We start from the raw sequence: 19,676 nt of genomic DNA on the forward strand, positions 1-19,676 counted from the left end.
TACTTCGAGGTAACACATGAACAACGACGGCATGGCGACCCGCTACCAGCCCGCAGAAATCGAAAACAAATGGTACAAAGTCTGGGAAGTGGGCGGACATTTCGCGCCCGCGGGCAGCGGCGAACCCTACGCCATCATGATTCCGCCGCCGAACGTTACCGGCACGCTGCACATGGGGCACGCCTTCCAGGACACCATCATGGATGCGCTCATCCGCTACCAGCGCATGAACGGTCGCCGCACCCTGTGGCAGCCGGGCAGCGACCACGCCGGCATTGCCACGCAGATGGTGGTCGAGCGCCAGCTGAACGCGCAGGGCAAGACGCGGCATGACCTCGGCCGCGAAGCCTTCACCGCCAAAGTCTGGGAATGGAAGGCGCAATCCGGCGGACAAATCATGCAGCAGCTGCGCCGCCTCGGCGCCTCGCTTGACTGGACGCGCGAGCGCTTCACCATGGACGACGACCTCTCGCGCGCGGTGCGCACCCTCTTCGTCCGCCTGCACGAAGACGGCCTCATCTATCGCGGCAAGCGCCTGGTGAACTGGGACCCGGTGCTGAAAACCGCCATTTCCGACCTTGAAGTCGAGAACCGCGAAGAAAGCGGCTTCATGTACCACGTGCGTTACCCCTTCGTCGCCGGACAAGGGCTGGACGGCGAATATATGCACATCGCCACCACCCGCCCGGAAACCATCCTCGCCGACGGCGCGCTCGCCGTGCATCCCGATGACGAACGCTACCGCCACCTGCTCGGCAAAATGGTGCACGTGCCGCTGACTGAGCGCGTTATCCCCATCATCGCTGATGAATACGTCGAAATGGACTTCGGCACCGGCTGCGTGAAAATCACCCCCGCGCACGACTTCAACGACTATGCGGTCGGCCAGCGGCACACCATGGAAGTCATCAACCTGATGAACCCGGACGCCACCCTGAACGACAACGTCCCCGCCGCCTATCGCGGCCTTGACCGCTGGGTGGCGCGCGACAAAATCGTTGCCGACCTTGATGCTGCCGGATTACTGGAAAAAGTAGAACCGCACACCTTGAAACGCCCCTACGGCGACCGCAGCGGTGTCGTCATCGAACCCTACCTCACCGACCAGTGGTTCGTGGACCTGTCCAGCGCCAAAGGCATGGAAAAACTGACCCGCCCGGCGATTGAGGCGGTGCGCGGCGGCCGCATCCAGTTCGTGCCGAAAAACTGGGAAAACACCTACTACAACTGGATGGAAAACCTGCAAGACTGGTGTATCTCGCGCCAACTCTGGTGGGGGCACCGGATACCTGCCTGGTACGACGCGGACGGCAACACCTACGTCGCCGAAAACGAAGCAGCGGCGCGCGCCAAATACCAGTTGCCCGCCGACCTGCCGCTCACCCAGGACGAAGACGTGCTGGATACCTGGTTTTCCTCGGCGCTGTGGCCATTTGCGACACAAGGCTGGCCGGACGACACCGCCGACCTGCGCGACTTCTACCCCGGCAACGTCCTCGTTACCGGTTTTGACATCATCTTCTTCTGGGTGGCGCGCATGGTCTTGATGGGACTGTACTGCATGGACGGCGCGGTGCCGTTCAAAGAAGTCTATATCCACGGCCTCGTGCGCGACAGCGAAGGACAGAAAATGTCCAAATCCAAAGGAAACGTGCTCGACCCACTCGACATCATCGACGGCATCGACCTCGAAAACCTCGTCGCCAAACGCACCAGTGGCATGATGCAGCCACAAAAAGCAGCAAAAATCGAAGCACAAACGCGCAAAGAATTTCCCGACGGCATCGCCGCGCACGGCACCGACGCGCTGCGCTTCACCTTCGCCGCGCAGGCAACGATGGGGCGCGACGTCGTCTTTGACCTCAAGCGCGTCGAAGGCTACCGCAACTTCTGCAACAAACTGTGGAATGCTGCCCGCTTCGTCCTCATGCAAACTGACGGGCAGACCATCACCGCCGCGCCCTTTGCCGAAAAAAGCGCCGCCGACCGCTGGATCTACGGCGCGCTTGACCGCACCACCGCCGCCGTGCGCGAAGCCTTTGCCACCTACCGCTTCGACTTCGCCGCGCAGGCGGTGTACGAATTCCTCTGGAACCAGTACTGCGACTGGTATCTGGAGCTGGTCAAACCCGTGCTTGCCAAGAACAATCCCGATGAAGCCGAAAAAGCGCGCACCCGCCACACCCTGCTCGACGTCCTCGAACAAACCCTGCGCCTCATCCACCCGCTGATGCCGTTCATCAGCGAAGAAATCTGGCAACAAACCGCGCCTGCACTCGGCAACAGCGGCGACACCATCATGAGCCAGCCCTACCCGCAGGCGACAAACGGCAGCGACCCAGCAGCCGACGCCGAAATCTACTGGCTGCAACAAACCCTGCTCGGCGTGCGCAAAATCCGCGCCGACATGAACATCGCCCCCGGCAAAGCCCTGCCGTTGCTCATCAGCGGCCAGGACGAAAGCGCCGCACGCCATCTCGCCCAACAAGAGCGCTGCCTGCTGGCGCTGGGGCGCCTCGAAAACGTGCGCGTCCTTGCCAAAGATGAGGCCGAACCCGAAGCCGCCGCCTTCATGGTTGATGGCGCGAAAAACATGATTCCGCTCGCCGGCCTCATCGACAAAGACGCCGAACTGGCGCGGCTTGACAAAGAAATCGACAAACTGGCGAAAAACATCGCCCGCCTGCAAGGCCAACTCGGCAACGAACGCTTCACCGCCAAAGCGCCGCCGGAGCTGGTCGCGCAAACCCGCGCGCTGCTCTCCGCCGACGAAGAAACCGTCGCCGCGCTCAAAACCCAGCGGGAAAAAGTCGCCGCGATGTAAAAAACGCCCGTGACGGACGTATAGCAATCCACATAAAGTTTCAGTCCAGGCGCGCCGCTGAAAACACCATAGGGTGCGCACGACTCTGCTCCGGCCGCCCCTGGCGGGTAACAAATCCGTCAGGGGCGTTTTGGGTGCGCTTCGGTACACTGTTGCGAAAATATTTGTTTCGAATCAATGGAGTGCCAAGTCGCACTCTATAATCCCCGGAAGCGAAACACCGCATGAGGTTCGCGGAAGATTGCTATACCCGCGTCCGCTGCAGGACTAAAACTGCCATACATTTCTCTCGTCGTATCTTTGGCGGCTGCTTCACGCCGCATCTTCTCGCAGCGACTTATGCCAACAACTGCCGGTTTTCCTGCCAGATATGGTTCAAATGCTGCTGCACCTCGCGTACCGTGCTTTTTTTCACGCCGAGGGCGAGCGCGGTAGCACCGAAAGTCGCGGCGGTGTCGGCAATCTGCTGGATGATTTTTTGTGCTTCCGGCCAGCGCGGAAATCCGGCGTGGGCGGCGAGCTGTTGCATGGTTTTCAGCGGCGGTGCTTTGCCGTAGCCACCGAACGCGGTCATGTGTTCGCCGCGCGGGTGCGGGCTGAAAGTGGCGTCGTAGAACGGCGCCGGTTGCCAGTCGCCGCGGTCGTCTTGCAGGAACGCCCAGTTTTTGCCGTGGTCGTCGTGATTGGCAAGGAGCAGATTGAAGATGGCGCGCGCGAACTGGAGCCGCCCGATGGCAGGTGCGCGGCAGAGTTGCTTGCTCATTTTTAGCAGGTCGCTGTAATCGAGGCTGGGCAGGCGGTAATCGGCATGAAGCAAGCCGCTGGCGCTGTGTAGGTGATAGCGGCCTTGCGCTGTGCAATCGAAGCGCTTGAGGGCGAGCCAGCGCTTGGCGCCGCTTTTCGCCGGTGCGTCCAGCAGGCGCCAGGCGCAGGGTTGCAGCCCGGCGCGTTCGGCCAGTTGCAGGTAGGCGGCTTCGCACAGCCCTTCTTCATGGCCAAGCGGCGGCAGGTGGCGCGAAGTGTATTTGACGAGCCAGGCTTCATCGCCCGGCTGCGCGACGGTGCGGCAATGACGCGGCTCGTCCGGCGCCATCCAGATTTGCGCTTTCGGACGCGCGCCGCCGGAGCTGCCGACGCGGATGAGTTCTTGCAGCACGTCTTCCGTCTGCCCGTCAAACACCGCCTGCGCGGCAAGACCCAGCGCGGCGTAATCGCGGTTTTCCGGCGGCGCCTGCGGTTGCCACAGCGGCTCGAAGCCAAGCGCCCCCATGCCGCGGTCGCCAATAAAGGCGAGGCGGTCAAGCGCGGTCACTTGCGCGGGCAGGATGCCCTGTTGGCGGAAATGGCGGTCTTGCAGGAGCATGCCCCAGCCGTCCGGCAGACAGTCGGCAAATACCCCATGCAGACCGTGCGGCAAACCGCGCGCCGCCAGTTGCACGCTGCCGTCAGCGCGCAGATGGTAGGGCGAGAGGTTGCCGTACTGTTGCAGATAGGCCGCGTCATAGGCGAAGTACACGCCGTCGCGGTTTTGCGCCAACGTGCCGACCGCAACCTTGCGCCCGTCGGCGAGGATGCGGCTAACGGCAAGGCGGCGCGTGGCTTCATAAGGGGTCATTGAGCACGTCCTCGATACTTTGCGGGGCAAGGCGCGCCGCACCGGTGGTGAGTACATACAGCGCCTGCAAGTCGTCCAGGCTTTGCCAGAGCAGGAGAAACTGGCGCAGCGAAATCTGCCCGGTCAGCTCAAATTTTTTGATGGTCGCCGCCGGAACGCCACTGCGCTCGGCAAGCTGCTCGCGCGAATAACCGCGTACCTTGCGCCGCCGACGCAAATGGGCGGCGAGTGCGCTTTGTACATCGCCTTCGTCCAGGAGAGAAATGGATACCATAGTGTCTAAAATCGGCAAAAATGTCGTGTTTTGGACACTATTATATCCAATTTGGGCGAGCGGCGTGCGGTTAGTCTGCGCTTATATAGCGCTCATCCGACTTGTGTTTAGGCGGTATCGTTGTGTGCTTTCGTGATGCGTCCAACCAGCGCAGCGCTATGCCTGCAACACAGCCTCTCCGCTGAAGGCGTCGAGGTTGTCGGCGTGGTCGCCGTTGGTTTCGATCCAGGCGCGGCGGTCGGCGGCGCGTTTGTCGGCAAGCAGCATGTCAAGCAGGGCATCGGCCTGCATGGCGTCGTGGTAGGTGAGTTGTACGAGGCGGCGCGTGTCCGGGTTCATCGTGGTTTCGCGCAGCTGCGGCGGGTTCATTTCGCCCAAGCCTTTGAAGCGGGTGACGTTGATTTTGCCGTGATAGCCGTCGCGGCGGATGGTGGCGATCGCGGTGTCACGTTCGCCTTCGTCCAGCGCGTATTCGATGCGTTTGCCGGCGTCGATGCGGTAGAGCGGCGGCATGGCGACGTATAGGTGCCCGGCTTTGACCAGTGCCGGGAAGTGTTTGACCATCAGCGCGCAGATGAGGGTGGCGATGTGCAGGCCGTCCGAGTCGGCGTCCGCCAGGATGCAGATTTTGCCGTAGCGCAGGCCGCTCAGGTCGTCGCTCGCCGGGTCGATGCCGATGGCGACGGCGATGTCGTGGATTTCTTGTGAGCTCATGACCACGGCGGAGTCGTCTTCCCAGGTGTTTTTGATTTTGCCGCGCAGCGGCATGATGGCCTGGTTTTGTCGGTCGCGTGCTTGTTTGGCCGAGCCGCCGGCACTGTCGCCTTCGACTAGAAACAGTTCGGTGAGGCGGGTGTCCTGGCTGATGCAGTCGGCGAGTTTGCCGGGTAGCGCCGGACCGCTGGTGGCGCGTTTGCGCGTAACTTGTTTGTTGTGGTTGAGGCGTTTTTGTGCGTGGCTGATGGCTAGCGCGGCGAGCGCTTCGCCGATGTCGGCGTGTTTGTTGAGGTAGAGGCCGAATTGGTCTTTGCTGATGCCCGCTACCCAGGCGGCGCACTGGCGCGAGGTGAGGCGTTCTTTGGTTTGGCTGGAGAATTGCGGTTCGGGGATTTTGACGGAGAGGACGTACTGGCAGCCTTCCCAGATGTCTTCCGGCGCGAGTTTGACGCCGCGCGGCAGGAGATCACGAAATTCGCAGAATTCGCGCAGCGCTTCGACGAGGCCGGTGCGCAGGCCGTTCACGTGTGTGCCGCCGCCGGTGGTGGGGATGAGGTTGGCGTAGCTTTCGTAGGTGCCGTTCGCGCCCGCGCTTTCGCTCCAGGTGAGGGCGAGGTCGATTTGGCCTTCGTCGTCGTGATGGCTCAAGGTGTAGGGTTCAGCGGGCAGGGTGTCGTCGCCGGTTTGTTCGCGCAGGTAGGCGGTGAGGCCGTCCTGGTAGCACCATTCGTCGTGTTCGCCGCTGATTTGGTTGTCAAAGCTGATGTGCAGTCCGGCGCAGAGCACGGCTTTGGCTTTCAGCGTTTGTTTGAGGCGGGCGACGGCGTAGTGCGGGGTATCGAAGTAGCTTTCATCGACCCAGAAGCGCACGGTGGTGCCGTGGCGGCGTTTGCCAATGGTTTCCACCACGGTGAGCGGTTCGACGACGTCGCCATGCGCGCAGGCAAGGCGGTAAAGGTTGCCGTCGCGCGCGATTTCGACTTCGAGGCGGGTGGAGAGGGCATTGACGACGGAGACGCCGACGCCGTGCAGGCCGCCGGAGAAGTTGTAATTTTTGCGGCTGAATTTGCCGCCCGCGTGCAGGCGGGTGAGGATGAGTTCAACGCCGCTGACGCCTTCTTCCGGATGGATATCAACCGGCATGCCGCGGCCGTCGTCGCTGACGGAAAGCGAGCCGTCGGCGTGCAGGGTAACGCGGATGGTGGTGGCGTATCCGGCAAGTGCTTCATCGACGCTGTTGTCGATGACTTCCTGCGCGAGGTGGTTGGGGCGGGTGGTGTCGGTGTACATGCCCGGTCGGCGACGGACGGGGTCAAGGCCTTTTAATACGTCGATGTCGGCGGCGCGGTAGTTATTCATGCGAGGCTCCGGTGTGAGGTTCATAGCTGCGTAAGATTGTGAATGAACAAGAAATGCCCCATAAGGGGCATTATTCTTGGACAAATTTCTGTAGGTGCGTGATTTTAGCAGCAATATCGCCCTCACCCCAACCCCTCTCCCAAAGGGAGAGGGGCTTAATTGAGGCATTACAGCTTGCCTTCTTTGCGTAGGCGTTCGCGTTCTTCGCGGTCTTTGCGCATGAGTTCGCGCGAGAGCGCGTCGTCGCTTTTGACGCTGAAGATTTCGCCGCGTGATTGCATTTCCGGCGGCAGACGGCGGTTGGACTGGGCACGGATGCGGATGCGGAAGTTGTTTTCGGATTCGACGTAGTTGATGGCGTCCTGGAAGGAGATAACGCCCGATTCGTACAGCTCGAAGATGCTGTGGTCGAAGGTAAAGACGCCTTCCGCCGGGTTGCCGCGTTCCATCGCCTCGGGAATGGAGCCGAGGTCGCCTTCGGAGATGAGGTGGCTGATGTACGGGGTGTTCATCATCATTTCCATGGCGACTATCCGGCCGGGGCGGTCAGAGCGCGGAAGGAGGCGCTGGGTGATGAGGCAGTGCAGGTTTTCTGCAAGTTCCGGCTGGATTTGGTGGCGCTGCTCACGCGGGAAGAAGTTGTAAATCCGCTCCAGCGCTTGTACGGAGTTGGTGGCGTGCAGGGTCGCGAGACACAGGTGACCGGTTTCGGCGAAGTGCATCGCGTATTGCATGGTATCCACATCCCGGATTTCCCCGATGAGGATGACGTCCGGCGCCTGACGCAGTGAGTTTTTCAACGCGGTGCCGTAGGAGGCGGTGTCAATGCCGACTTCACGCTGGATGACCACGGATTTTTTCGGCTTGTGCACGAATTCGATCGGGTCTTCGACGGTGATGATGTGGTTGCTGGAGTTTTCGTTGCGGTGATCGATCATCGAAGCCAGCGTGGTGGATTTACCGTTACCGGTCGCCCCGATGACGATAACCAGACCGCGTTTGACCATGGAGATTTTTTTCAGAATGTCCGGTACCGGCAATTCGAGGTCGTCCAGTTTCGGAATCATCGCCGGAATCAGACGTAGCACGAGGCCGGGAACGTTTTTCTGCAGGTAAACGTTGACCCGCAGGTAGGTAACGTTCGGCACTTCCACCATCATGTTCAGTTCGTGGTTGCGCAGGAATTCGCGGAAGGCTTCCGGACGCGAGATGACCTCAATCAGGTTATAGACGTCGCCCTCTTCCATGTATTTTTTGGTGTAGTTGAGCTGGCCGTCGGTTTTGATGCTGATGTAGTTCTCGGAGTTGATGAAGATATCCGACGCTTTTTTCTCGGCGGCGTGCGCCACCAGTTTGTCGAACATCGGCCGCAGTTCTTCGCGCGCCATGCTGGTTTTTTTCTGGGCGATTTCGTCGCGGCTGATCGGGGTGAGATCAAGGGCGGTATCAAGGGTTGCGTGTTCCATGTTTCAACTCCGTGGTTAGCCGTGCAGGAAGAGGGTTTTGTCGTGCGCTTTCGAGGCGGCGGTTTGCCGGTCGATGAGGCCTTGTGACACCAGTTTTTGCAGGCATTGGTCAAGGGTTTGCATGCCGTATTGCGCACCGGTTTGGATGGAGGAATAGATTTGCGCGATTTTGTCTTCGCGGATGAGGTTTTTCACCGCTGAAGTGGCGACGAGGATTTCGTGCGCAGCGATACGGCCGCCGGCGATTTTCTTCAAAAGCGTTTGCGCGATAACTGCCCGCAGTGATTCGGAGAGCATGGAGCGTACCAGTTGTTTTTCTTCGCCGGGGAAGACATCGATGATACGGTCAATGGTTTTTGCCGCAGACGAGGTGTGCAGGGTGCCAAACACCAAGTGACCGGTTTCGGCGGCGGTCAGCGCAAGGCGGATGGTTTCCAGGTCGCGCAACTCACCAACGAGAATGATGTCCGGGTCTTCACGCAGCGCGGCGCGCAGGGCGTTGGAGAAACTTTGCGTGTCGCGGTGTACCTCGCGCTGGTTCACCAGGCATTTTTTCGATTCGTGCACGAATTCAATCGGATCTTCGATGGTAAGGATGTGTTCGTGGCGGTTTTCGTTGATGTGGTTTAGCATCGCCGCCAGCGTGGTGGACTTGCCGGAACCGGTCGGGCCGGTAACCAATACGAGGCCACGCGGCACGTCAATAATATCGACGAATTTTTCCGGCGCTTTCAGATCCTCAAGCGACAGCACGCGGCTCGGAATCGTCCGGAACACCACCGCCAGACCGCGGTTCTGGTTAAAAACGTTTACCCGGAAACGGGCGATACCCTTGACTTCGGTGGAGAAGTCCGCCTCCCAGTGCTCCTCGAAGTTCTTGACCTGCGTATCGGTCATGATGGAATAAATCATGTCGCGCAGTTGCTGGCGGTCCAGCGGCGGCAGGTTGAGACGCTTGATATCGCCGTCCACGCGAATCATCGGCGGCAACTCAGAACTCAAGTGCAAGTCCGACGCCTTCTGCTTGTCAGTAAACCGCAGCAGGTCGTCCAGTTTGGTTTCGTGCTTATCGCTCATAACAACATCCTTTTTCTTTCGTTAAAAAAAATCAAGAAATGTATTTTACCGAAAAACGGCGGAAAACAAAGCCAAACTTCACGCCCGCCCGCGGCAAACATGATAAGATTCGCCCGATTTTCACCCAGAAAGACCCAGGGACACCCGCCCATGACAACAACCATCGGTTTTCTCGGCGCCGGCCACATGGGCGCCGCGATTATCAGCGGCCTGCTCGCAGACCAAGAAAACGGCTTCACCGGCAAACAAATCCACGCCACTTGTCGCACCCCGGCGAGCGCCGCCGCCCTCAAACAAATCCACGGCATAAATGCCCATACCGATAACCGCCAGCTCGTCAAAGACTGCGACTACCTCATCCTCGGCGTCAAACCCACACAAATGAAAGCCGTGCTGGACGAACTTGCCACTTACGACCTGGACGACAAAATCCTCATCACGCTGGCCGCCGGCATCCGCATCGAGCACTACCGCCGCATCCTGGGCGACGATGCCGTCATCATCCGCGCCATGCCGAACATCGCTGCCTCGCACCAAGCCTCACTTACCGGCGTCTATAGCGACAGCGAGCTTGACCCCGAAGAAGAAGCGCTGATTAACACCATCTTCAGCGCCATCGGCGAAACCGCCTGGCTGGACGATGAAACCCAAATCGACGGCATCACCGCCCTTTCCGGCAGCGGCATCGCCTACTTCTTCCGCCTGATGCAGGCGATGCTGGACGCTGGCGAGCGCTACGGCTTCGAACGCGACGAACTCTACGACATCATCACCTGGACGGCCGTCGGCGCGGGCACCCTCGCGCTCGATAACAATGCCACCCCGCCAGAATTCGCCGACTACTGCAAACAAATCGCCGTCCCCGGCGGCACCACCGAAGCGGCACTTGACATCTTTAACCATGCCAACCTTGACCGCATCGTTGATGATGCCATGGCTGCCGTCGCCGCACGCAGCCGCGCCATTGCCGACGAACTCACCCGCGACTGGTAACCCCCCCCCCAAAAAACACGACAAACACGACCTCACACATGCAAGACCTCATCATCTTCCTCGGCAAACTGGCCATCGCCCTCTTTATCGTCCGCTTCCATACCAACCTCTACCGCCTCGGCTTCAACCCCGTAGCCGCCAAACTGAACCGCGCAACCGATCCGCTCGTCCTGCCCTTCCGCAAACTGCTACCGGCCTCGCGCTTTGACTTCGGTGCGGTCATCGTCGCCGCCATCATCGCGCTGTTCGTCGCCTTCATCCTCATCCCTGCCCCTCTCGCCCTGCCGATTGCCCTGCTTATGCTGGTGAGCGTCTGGCTGAACACCGTCTTCTACGCCATCCTCATCACCGTCATCGGCTCCTGGCTACAAACCGACCCGCGTCAGCCGGTAATGCAAATCGCGCTTTCCTGCAGCGACTGGCTGATGGCCCCCCTGCGCCGCATCATCCCGCCGGTCGGCATGCTGGACTTCACCCCGATGGCAGCGCTGTTTCTCATCTACTTTGCCCAGCGTGGCATCGCCACCCTCATCCTCGGCGGCTTTGGCGGATAAAGCATGCCCGCCGCCCAATGGGAACAAGGCGACCTCATCCTCGCCGTCAAAATCACCGCGCGCGCCAGCCGCGATCAATGCCAGGGCATCCATGACGAGCGCTACAAAATCGCCATCACCGCGCCGCCCGAAGACGGCAAAGCCAACAAACACCTCACCGCCTGGCTTGCCAAAACCTTCGCCGTCGCCAAAAAAAACGTGGCGCTCCAAAGCGGTGCCTTCAGCCCGCTGAAAACCCTGCGCATCACCGCCCCCAAACACCTGCCGCCCGAATGGCAACTGCCCGAAAAACCATGAAATACCCCATCCATTACGACGTCCTCGTCGTCGGCGGCGGTCACGCCGGCGTCGAAGCCGCCTGCGCCGCAGCCCGCATGGGCGCGCGCACCCTGCTGCTCACCCACAACATCGAAACCATCGGCCAAATGAGCTGCAACCCCGCCATTGGCGGCATCGGCAAAGGCCACCTCGTCAAAGAAATCGACGCCCTCGGCGGCATCATGGCGCGCGCTGCCGACCGCGCCGGCATCCAGTGGCGCATCCTCAACCGCCGCAAAGGCCCCGCCGTGCGTGCCACCCGTGCCCAGGCCGACCGCATCCTCTACAAAGCGGCGGTGCGCGAAATCGTCGAAAACCAGCCCAACCTCGACATCTTCCAAACCCCCGTCACCGACCTCATCCTCGAAGGCACGCGCATCGCCGGCGTCAAAAGCCAACACCAAATCGACTACTACGCCACCGCCACCGTCCTCACCGCCGGCACCTTCCTCGGCGGCAAAATCCACGTCGGCCTCAACAGCTTTGCCGGAGGCCGCGCCGGCGACCCGCCTGCGAACGAACTCGCCGCCCGCCTGCACGACCTGCCCTTCGCCCTCGCCCGCATGAAAACTGGCACGCCGCCGCGCCTGGACGCGCGCACCGTTGATTACAGCCGCATGGAAGCCCAACCGGGCGACACCCCGCTGCCCGTCTTCTCCTACCTCGGCAATGCCGCCGAACACCCGCGCCAAGTCGCCTGCCACATCACCCGCACCAACGAACGCACGCACGACATCATCCGCGCCTACATCGACCAGGCGCCGATGTACGCGGGCGTCATCAAAGACGCCTTCGGCCCGCGCTACTGCCCCTCCATCGAAGACAAAGTCATGCGCTTTGCCGACAAGGACAGCCACCAAATCTTCATCGAACCCGAAAGCCTGACCACCAACGAACTCTACCCGAACGGCGTCTCCACCAGCCTGCCGTTTGCAGCACAAATCGCCTACATCCAAACCATCCCCGGCCTCGAACAGGCGCGCATCACCCGTCCCGGCTACGCCATCGAATACGACTACTTCGACCCGCAGCACCTCAAACACAGCCTGGAAAGCCGCCACATCGACAACCTCTACCTTGCCGGACAAATCAACGGCACCACCGGCTACGAAGAAGCGGGCGCGCAAGGCCTGCTGGCGGGCATCAACGCCGCCCGCCGTGCGCGCGACCTCGAACCCTGGTACCCCGAACGCGAACAAGCCTACCTCGGCGTCCTCATCGACGACCTCATCACCCAAGGCACACGCGAACCGTACCGGATGTTCACCAGCCGCGCCGAGCACCGCCTGCTCTTGCGCGAAGACAACGCCGACGCACGTTTGACCGCCATTGGCCACGAGCTTGGCGTCGTGGGCGAACCCCGCTACCGCGCGTTCAGCGAAAAAATGGAAGCCATCGCGCGCGAACAAGAGCGGCTGCGCCACACCCTCATCCGCCAAGAACACCTGCCCGGTCTCTCCCAAAACCTTGCCGCCAGCGAACTGCTCAAACGCCCGGAAATCGACTACGCGACCCTTGCCGCCCTGCCCGGTTTCGACGCGCCATCGCTCGACGAAGCCGTCATCGAACAAATCGACATCGCCGCCAAATACGCGGGCTACATCGAGCGCCAACAGAGTGAGGTCGCCAAACTCAAAGAAAACCGCGCACACCGCCTGCCGGTACCCTGCGACTACCGCGCCATCCACGGCCTCTCGGCAGAAGTCGCCGAAAAACTCGACAAAATCCAGCCGGAAAACCTTGACCAGGCAGCACGCATCCCCGGCGTTACCCCTGCCGCCCTCTCCATCCTGCTCATCCACCTGAAAAAACAAAAAACGCCCCCCTCCCCCATCACCACCGGAACACCATGACCCCCAAACAACCACCCGCCGCCGACAAACCCAACTGGGGCGAGCCCGTCTTCCCCATCCACGCACCCTACCCCGGCGGCTACAGCCCGACGGGCAGTCCGCGATTCCCCGGCATCGCGCCTGACGCACCGCCGCTTACCCACAAAATTCGCATCACCACGGCGCCAGACCCCACACCACCGCCGGAACCGGTAGTACAAAAAACACAGACGGATAACGCAGAACCCGCGCCCCGCCTGCCACGAACCCCATCCCAAACCAAACCCAAGGACCCCCGTATGGCACTCGGAAAACTCCTCTTTGGTGGCGGCAACCGCCGCACGCCCGTCCTCGAATGGCAAAAACTCAAAAGTCGCAACAACAAATACACGCCGGAACTCTACCGCACCGCCGTCCCCGGCGGCTGGCTCATCAGCCAGAGCTTAACCGGCGGCCTCGTCTTCCTCCCCGACCCCGAACACGAATGGGACGGCGACTCCCTCACCCTCTACCCGAACAACAACGACTAGCGAATAAGCCCCTCTCCCTTTGGAAGGGTTAGGGCGTGTATGCATTTCAGCGGATAAGCCCCTCTCCCTCTGGGACAAGCATTGCTCGTCCGTAGGACGAGAGAGGGGTTGGGGTGAGGGCAGTAATCAATTGAAAAACCAGAATTTCGATTCATCAACAACATCGCCCTAGCGGATGCCCCCTTCTCCCTTTAGGGCAAGAGAGGCGTTGGAGTGAGGACAAAAACAACACAACCACATGATTCCATTTCCAGAACCAATACCAAAACATCAAGCGGATACAATGTCGAAACCAAATTCCAAACATGCACCCTGCCCTCCCCTGTGGAGGGCAACGCATTCATCCCAATAACGACAAAGGAGACCCAACCATGACCCACCGCATCCACAACTTCTGCGCCGGCCCCTGCACCCTGCCGCTATCCGTGCTCGAAGAAGCGCGCGCCGAGCTGACCGACTTCCAGGGCTGCGGCATGTCCGTGCTGGAAATCAGCCACCGCAGCGCCCGCTTCGAAGCACTGCATCACGAAACCCTCGCCCTTGCCAGCCGCCTCATCGGCGCGCCGGACGACTTCCAGGCACTGCTCCTGCCCGGCGGCGCACACCAACAATTCGACATGATTCCGCTCAACCTGCTCGCCGACGACGGCAGCGCCGCCTACATCGACAGCGGCGTCTGGGCGGACAAAGCGCTGAAAGAAGCCGAGCGCGTCGGCCAAGCGCAAGCCATCTGGAGCGGGCGCGACGGCGGCTACACCACCCTGCCGGACAGCCTGCCCGCCCTGCCCGCCGACTGCCGCTACCTCTACCTCACCAGCAACGAAACCGTAAACGGCATCCAGTACCGCAGCTATCCCGAAGCCGCCGCGCCGCTGGTGATTGACGCCTCCTCCGACTACTACACCCGCGCCGACCTCCCCTGGGCGCGCTGTGCCATCGTCTATGGCGGCGTGCAGAAAAACCTCGCCCCGGCAGGGCTTGCCCTCGTTTACGTGCGCCGCGACCTCCTCACCGACCACCCGCGCGTGCCGCGCTTCCTCACCTACGCCGCGCACGCCGCCGCCAACAGCCTCTACAACACCCCGCCTACCTGGCAAATCTACCTGCTGCACAAAGTAATGCAGTGGATTGAAAGCAAAGGCGGCATCATTCACTTTGACCGCGCCAGCCAGGAAAAATCGGCACTGCTTTACGACTACCTCGACCGCAGCGACTACTACACGAACACCATCGCGCCAGCCTACCGCTCACGCACCAACATCGTCTTCCGCACCCGCAGCGCCGAACTCGATACCCGCTTCTGGCAAGAGGCGGAAAAAAACGGCCTCTCCGGTCTCAAAGGCCACAAAATCGTCGGCGGCCTGCGCGCCAGCCTCTACAACGCCCTCGACATTCGCTCAGTACACGCCCTAATTGACTACATGGACGCCTTCGCCGCTGAAAATCCCTAACACAAAACGCAGATTGAATTAAGTGTTTGCCATTTGAATTTGCCTCCCCTGCGAAGCGGGGAGAGTGTGTAAAAACCGCGTAGCGACCGCATCCAAAATGAAATACAAACAGCCCTCGGCGCAGCGCATAACCCAACATCCGCGCTACCAAATTGCCCCGTTGCGTTGCCCCGCCGTACAAAAGCGCACTGCCCACCCGCGAAACAGACAAACATGAACCTGCACATCACCCCCTGCGAACCCGCTGACTGCGACACCATCGACCGCCTGACCGCCCTTGCCTACGCACCCAGCGGCCTCGCACCAGACGACCCGTACTTCATCGAAATCCTGAACGCCGCCCAACGCGCGCAACAGGCGCTAGTGCTCGTCGCGCGACAAAACGGCGTACCCGTCGGCACCCTCACCTGCGCCCTGCCCGGCAGCAGCTGGCAAGAAATCGCCCGTGCCCACGAAGCCGAACTGCGCATCCTTGCCGTTGCGCCAGAAGCGCAGCGGCGAGGCATCGGCAGCGCGCTCGTGCGCGCCAGCATGGAACACGCGCGCCGCGCGGGTTGCACCGCGCTCGTCCTCTCCAGCGCCGCCTGGATGCACGCCGGACACCGCCTCTACGAACGCCTCGGCTTCCATCACACCCCGGAACGCGACTGGCAACCGCGCGCCGATGTCCACCTCACCACCTACCGCCTGGATCTAGCGCCATAATTTGCACGTGGGGTGGGGCTTGCCCCGCCCTGTTCTGCGACCACGAAATAATGGTGCGCCCAGGCGCATGCTACGTATCGTGAAAAACCGCGCTGGGGCGCGGTAATGCGGTGGGGCGTTCCCCACCCTACAGTTTCCGGCGGTTATTTGGGTTTATGCGTCGGGTCGATGCCGAGGCTGCGCAGTTTGCGGTAGAGGTTGGTGCGGTCCATCCCTACTTTGTTCGCGAGTTTGGCGATGTTGCCGTCGCATTGGCGGAAGGATTCGAGCAGGTATTGGCGTTCGAAGACTTCGCGCGCGTCTCTGAGTGTCATGTCTTTCGGGATGATTTGCGACCAGAGGTTGTCCGGGGCGCTGTGTTCGTTCGGGATGAGCGCCGCTTTGGCTTCGTCCGCGCTGATTTCGGGTTCGTCGCTGTTGATGAGCAGGCGCTGTACGAGGTTTTTGAGTTCGCGGATGTTGCCCGCGTTCCAGTTGTGCTGGCGCAAGAGGTTTTGGGCGGCGAGGCTGAAGTGGCGGTAGGGCAGTTGTTCGTTGTCGGCGTATTGTTGGCTGTAGTAGTCGAGCAGTTCGGGGACGTCTTCGCTGTGTTGTTCGAGCGGGGCGATGCCGATGGTGGCGATGGTGATGTGGTCGTAGAGGCCGGGGGTCAGGCGTTCTTTGAGGATGTTCAGTGGCAGGCGGGTCGCGGCGATGATGCGTGCTTCGCTGGTTTGCGCGCCGTGGTTGTCGCCGGGGTAGTATTCGTGGTGTTCGAGCAGGTGTTGCAGGGTGGTCTGGATGTCTTCGCGCAGGTTGCCGATTTCGTCAAGGTAGAGGGTGCCGTTGCCTGCCTGGGCGATGAGGCCGGGGCGTTTGTGGGTGCCTAGCAGGATGGCGGGGATGTCGTTGCTGTCGATGGCGGCGAGGTTGGTGTTGATGAAGGGTGCGTCGCGACGGTTGCTTTTTTGGTGGATGTGGCGCGCCAGGTGTTGTTTGCCGGTGCCGGCGTTGCCGTGGATGAGCAGCGGGATGTTCTGGTCGGCGAGGTGTTCGGCCTGGCGGCGCAGTTCTTGGCTTTGGCTGCTTTTGCCGATGAGTTCGGCGGGCGGGTTGATTTTGGCTTTGAGCGCGGCGTTTTGGGTTTGCAGGTTGTGGGTTTGTAGGGCGCGCTGCACGGTGAGGAGGAGTTTGGCGCTCGATAGGGGTTTTTCGAGGAAGTCGTAGGCGCCGAGTTTGGTGGCTTCGACTGCGGTTTCGATGGTGCCGTGGCCGCTCATGATGACGACGGGGCATTGGAGGGTGCCGCTTTTTTGCCATTCGCGCAGGAGGCTGATGCCGTCGGTGTCGGGCATCCAGATGTCGAGCAGGATGAGTTGGGGTTTGTGCTGGAGGTTTTTTTGGCGCGCTTCTTCGGCGTTGGCGGCGGTGTGGGTGAGATAGCCTTCGTCGCCAAGGATGTCGGAGAGGGTGTCGAGGATGCCGGTTTCGTCGTCGATGATGAGGATTTCGGTGCGGGTGTTGTTGTCGTTCATGGTGTGGTGCTCGTCGTGGTGAGGGGCAGGGTGATGGTGATTTTGGCGCCGCCAAGGTCGCGGCTGTGGCCGGCGCTGATGGTGCCGTCGTGTTCGTGCACGATTTTTTTGACGATGGCGAGGCCGAGGCCGGTGCCTTTGGGTTTGTTGGTGACGTAGGGCTCGAAGGGGTCTTTGTTGAGGTCGGCAAAGCCGGGGCCGTTGTCTTCGATGTCCAGGGTGATTTGGCCGTTGTGTTGGCTGGTATGCCAGCGGATTTGCGGGGCGTCCTGGTTTTGGGTGGCTTCTATGGCGTTTTTCATGAGGTTGATGAGGATTTGTCGCAGGTGCACCGGGTCGGCGCTGATGTCGCCGAGGGGGTCGTGCAGGTCGAGGGTCAGGTGTTGTTCGCGGTAGAGTTCGGCGATTTGTCGCAGGAGCGGGTTGAGTTGGAGATTTTGTCGTCGGGTTTCCAGGGGTTTCGCGATTTGGCTAAAGTCGGCGACGATTTGTTGCATGGCTTCGACTTGGTCGATGATGGTGCCGGTCGCTTTGGCAAGGATTTGTTGGTCGTTTTCGTCGGCGAGTTTGTCGGCAAGGCGTTTTTGTAGGCGCTCGCTTTGTAGGCGGATGGGGGTGAGCGGGTTTTTGATTTCGTGGGCGAGGCGTTTGGCGACTTCTTCCCAGGCGGCGTTGCGCTGGGCGTGCAGGAATTCGGTGATGTCGTCGATGACGATGACGTGACCGTTGCGTCCGCGTTTGCCGCTGTCGGGCAGGCGGCTGCCGTGGCACATGAGGATTTTGCGCGCGCCGTGGCGGTTCAGGGTGATTTCTTGTTGCCAGTTCTCTTGGTTGGCGGTGATGTAGGGCAAGAGTGCCTGCATGAGTTCTTCGTAGCTGTTTTCGCTGGTTTTGTTGGCTTCGGGCAGGCTGGTTTTGTGCAGGCTGGCGAGCGGCAGGTCGAGGATTTTGCCGGCGTTTTGGTTCCAGCTTTGTAGGCGCCCGCCGCCGTCCAGGGTGAGGACGCCGCCGGTGATGTTGTCCATGATGGTTTCGAGTCGCGCTTTTTGTTCGACGAGCAGGCGCTGCACGCGGTCGTTGGTTTCGCGCGCTTCTTCGAGGTTTTGGCTCATGTGGTTGAATTGGCGGCCGAGGATGCCGAGTTCGTTGTGCGGCAGTTCGGTGATGCGCGCGTGGTAGTTGCCTTCGGCGATGTTGGAGGCGGCGCGGCTCAGGGTGCGTAGCGGGTGGCTCAGGCGTTCGCTGAAGTGGGCGGCCAGCCAGATGATGATGAGCGCGGTGAGGAGGATGGTGGTGGAGAAGACGAGGATGATGTTGGCGCGGATGCGCGGCTGCAGGGCGTTGTAGTTCTGGTGTTGGCGGTATTGTTCGCGCACGCTTTCGGCCTGGGTGTTGAAGGCTTCCGGCATGGTGTAGATGGCTTGCAGGTAGAAGGTGTTTTCGGGTTTGTGGATGATGGTGAGGACGGTGATGGTGTATTCGCTGTTGTTTTCGCCGTATTCGAAGTGTTCTTGTTCGTCGGTGGCGTTGAGCATGGCGGCGGTGCTTGGCGCTTCTACGATGAGTTTGCCGGTATCGACGCTACTGTAGGCGACGATGGTGCCTTGCAGGTCAAAGACGGCGAGTTCGAGCGCGCCGGTTTGGCGGCGCAGCGGTTCGATGTTTTCGATGAGGGTCGCCTGGTTCATGTCGCCCATCGCCTGGCGCAGGATGCGGGTTTGTTCGAGCGTTTGGCCGGTGCGGATGGCTATTGCGGTTCGCGTCAGCTGCAGGGCGTTGTCGAGGGCGTTGTTGATGCGGGTGTTGAAGACTTTGCCGAGGTCGTAGGTGAGGTATTGCCAGCTGAAGGCGGCGATGATGGCGGCGGGGATGATGGCGGTGGTGAAGATGCGCCAGCCGTAGTAGAAGCCGAGGCTGCTTTTTTTTTTGCGGCGGTGGTTGCGGGCGCTGCGGATGATTTGCCAGAAGGTGATGAGGCTTAAGATGCCGAGGCCGGCGATGGTGATGTTGATGAGCGCGAGGTGGCTTTTTTGCAGGGGTTGGCCGCTCATCGCCGCCTGGCCGAAGCGGTGGATGCTGATGAGGGTGAGCAGCGCGAAGATGCTGCAGATGAGGATGATGCCGGTGCGGCGGGCGTTCAGGTGGCGGGTGCTGGTGGTCATGTTTGTGATTGTGTGCGGCTTGGTTCCGTGCGGTCTGTAGGTCTGTTTTGTACTGGTGGTCGTTTTGTGGACGCTACCCCCACCCCAGCCCTCCCCCGCTGCGGGCTTCGCCCTGCGGGGGAGGGGGCAGTTTGGCGGGTGTTCAGGTGGCGGGTGCTGGTGGTCATGTTGGTGAGTGTGTGCGGCTTGGTTTACATACACGTTGAGCGCTTAGGTGTATGTGGCGAATTTACAATTCAAGTGCAACAGCCACAAAAAAGACATCCATAAGCGATACTGCAAAAA

Annotated in this window: 15 protein-coding genes; 8 read left to right on the forward strand and 7 right to left on the reverse strand. The window is 60.9% G+C overall.

All coding sequences use genetic code 11. The annotated features are described in order from the left end of the window. The first annotated feature begins 16 nt into the window (after positions 1–16). Positions 17–2,824: a valine--tRNA ligase gene (locus tag EL199_RS10205; RefSeq protein WP_004141684.1), complete on the forward strand. Its 2,808-nt coding sequence runs from the start codon at positions 17–19 to the stop codon at positions 2,822–2,824. Between the two features lie 337 nt (positions 2,825–3,161). Here the strand turns inward: EL199_RS10205 and EL199_RS10210 are convergent, their stop codons facing one another. From EL199_RS10210 to EL199_RS10230, 5 genes are all read right to left on the reverse strand, one after another. Then, a complete protein-coding gene (locus EL199_RS10210) occupies positions 3,162–4,439 on the reverse strand; it encodes a type II toxin-antitoxin system HipA family toxin (RefSeq protein ID WP_004141683.1) in 1,278 nt (425 codons plus the stop codon). Next, entirely contained in the window at positions 4,426–4,713 is a 288-nt protein-coding gene (locus EL199_RS10215) for a helix-turn-helix domain-containing protein (RefSeq protein ID WP_004141682.1), read from the reverse strand. Before EL199_RS10215 ends, EL199_RS10210 begins: the two co-directional genes overlap by 14 nt. Before the next feature lie 156 nt (positions 4,714–4,869). After that, positions 4,870–6,789: a DNA topoisomerase IV subunit B gene (gene parE, locus EL199_RS10220; RefSeq protein WP_040355505.1), complete on the reverse strand. Its 1,920-nt coding sequence runs from the start codon at positions 6,787–6,789 to the stop codon at positions 4,870–4,872. A 167-nt stretch (positions 6,790–6,956) separates the two neighbouring features. Then, positions 6,957–8,255 (reverse strand): PilT/PilU family type 4a pilus ATPase, encoded by a 1,299-nt coding sequence (locus EL199_RS10225; RefSeq protein ID WP_004141680.1) that lies wholly within the window; start codon positions 8,253–8,255, stop codon positions 6,957–6,959. Positions 8,256–8,270: 15 nt separating this feature from the next. Continuing rightward, on the reverse strand, positions 8,271–9,332 hold the full coding sequence (locus tag EL199_RS10230; protein ID WP_004141679.1) for a type IV pilus twitching motility protein PilT: 1,062 nt from the start codon (positions 9,330–9,332) through the stop codon (positions 8,271–8,273). A 150-nt stretch (positions 9,333–9,482) separates the two neighbouring features. Between EL199_RS10230 and proC the strand changes: the two genes are divergently transcribed. The 7 genes from proC (at position 9,483) to EL199_RS10265 (ending at position 15,715) form a co-directional block, all read left to right on the forward strand. Further along, the gene (gene proC, locus EL199_RS10235; protein ID WP_004141675.1) at positions 9,483–10,325 is read left to right on the forward strand and encodes a pyrroline-5-carboxylate reductase; all 843 of its coding nucleotides are present in this window, start codon (positions 9,483–9,485) and stop codon (positions 10,323–10,325) included. A 38-nt stretch (positions 10,326–10,363) separates the two neighbouring features. Further along, on the forward strand, positions 10,364–10,879 hold the full coding sequence (locus EL199_RS10240) for a YggT family protein (RefSeq protein WP_004141674.1): 516 nt from the start codon (positions 10,364–10,366) through the stop codon (positions 10,877–10,879). Between the two features lie 3 nt (positions 10,880–10,882). Further along, the gene (locus EL199_RS10245) at positions 10,883–11,176 is read left to right on the forward strand and encodes a DUF167 family protein (RefSeq protein WP_004141673.1); all 294 of its coding nucleotides are present in this window, start codon (positions 10,883–10,885) and stop codon (positions 11,174–11,176) included. After that, positions 11,173–13,050, forward strand: coding sequence for a tRNA uridine-5-carboxymethylaminomethyl(34) synthesis enzyme MnmG (mnmG, locus tag EL199_RS10250; RefSeq protein WP_004141672.1), 1,878 nt, complete (start codon positions 11,173–11,175; stop codon positions 13,048–13,050). Before EL199_RS10245 ends, mnmG begins: the two co-directional genes overlap by 4 nt. Further along, positions 13,047–13,559: a hypothetical protein gene (locus EL199_RS13355; protein WP_232008294.1), complete on the forward strand. Its 513-nt coding sequence runs from the start codon at positions 13,047–13,049 to the stop codon at positions 13,557–13,559. The genes mnmG and EL199_RS13355 overlap by 4 nt, the downstream gene beginning before the upstream one ends. A 371-nt stretch (positions 13,560–13,930) precedes the next feature. Next, the gene (gene serC / locus EL199_RS10260; protein ID WP_004141669.1) at positions 13,931–15,010 is read left to right on the forward strand and encodes a 3-phosphoserine/phosphohydroxythreonine transaminase; all 1,080 of its coding nucleotides are present in this window, start codon (positions 13,931–13,933) and stop codon (positions 15,008–15,010) included. A gap of 213 nt (positions 15,011–15,223) precedes the next feature. Further along, positions 15,224–15,715 (forward strand): GNAT family N-acetyltransferase, encoded by a 492-nt coding sequence (locus tag EL199_RS10265; protein ID WP_004141667.1) that lies wholly within the window; start codon positions 15,224–15,226, stop codon positions 15,713–15,715. Positions 15,716–15,858: 143 nt separating this feature from the next. On the opposite strand, the gene EL199_RS10270 is transcribed toward EL199_RS10265, so the two are convergent. After that, the gene (locus tag EL199_RS10270; protein WP_004141665.1) at positions 15,859–17,229 is read right to left on the reverse strand and encodes a sigma-54-dependent transcriptional regulator; all 1,371 of its coding nucleotides are present in this window, start codon (positions 17,227–17,229) and stop codon (positions 15,859–15,861) included. Then, a complete protein-coding gene (locus EL199_RS10275; RefSeq protein ID WP_004141663.1) occupies positions 17,226–19,391 on the reverse strand; it encodes a sensor histidine kinase in 2,166 nt (721 codons plus the stop codon). The genes EL199_RS10270 and EL199_RS10275 overlap by 4 nt, the downstream gene beginning before the upstream one ends. Positions 19,392–19,676: the final 285 nt, after the last annotated feature.

The organism is Cardiobacterium hominis, assembly GCF_900637305.1.
In the GTDB taxonomy this organism is placed as follows: domain Bacteria; phylum Pseudomonadota; class Gammaproteobacteria; order Cardiobacteriales; family Cardiobacteriaceae; genus Cardiobacterium; species Cardiobacterium hominis.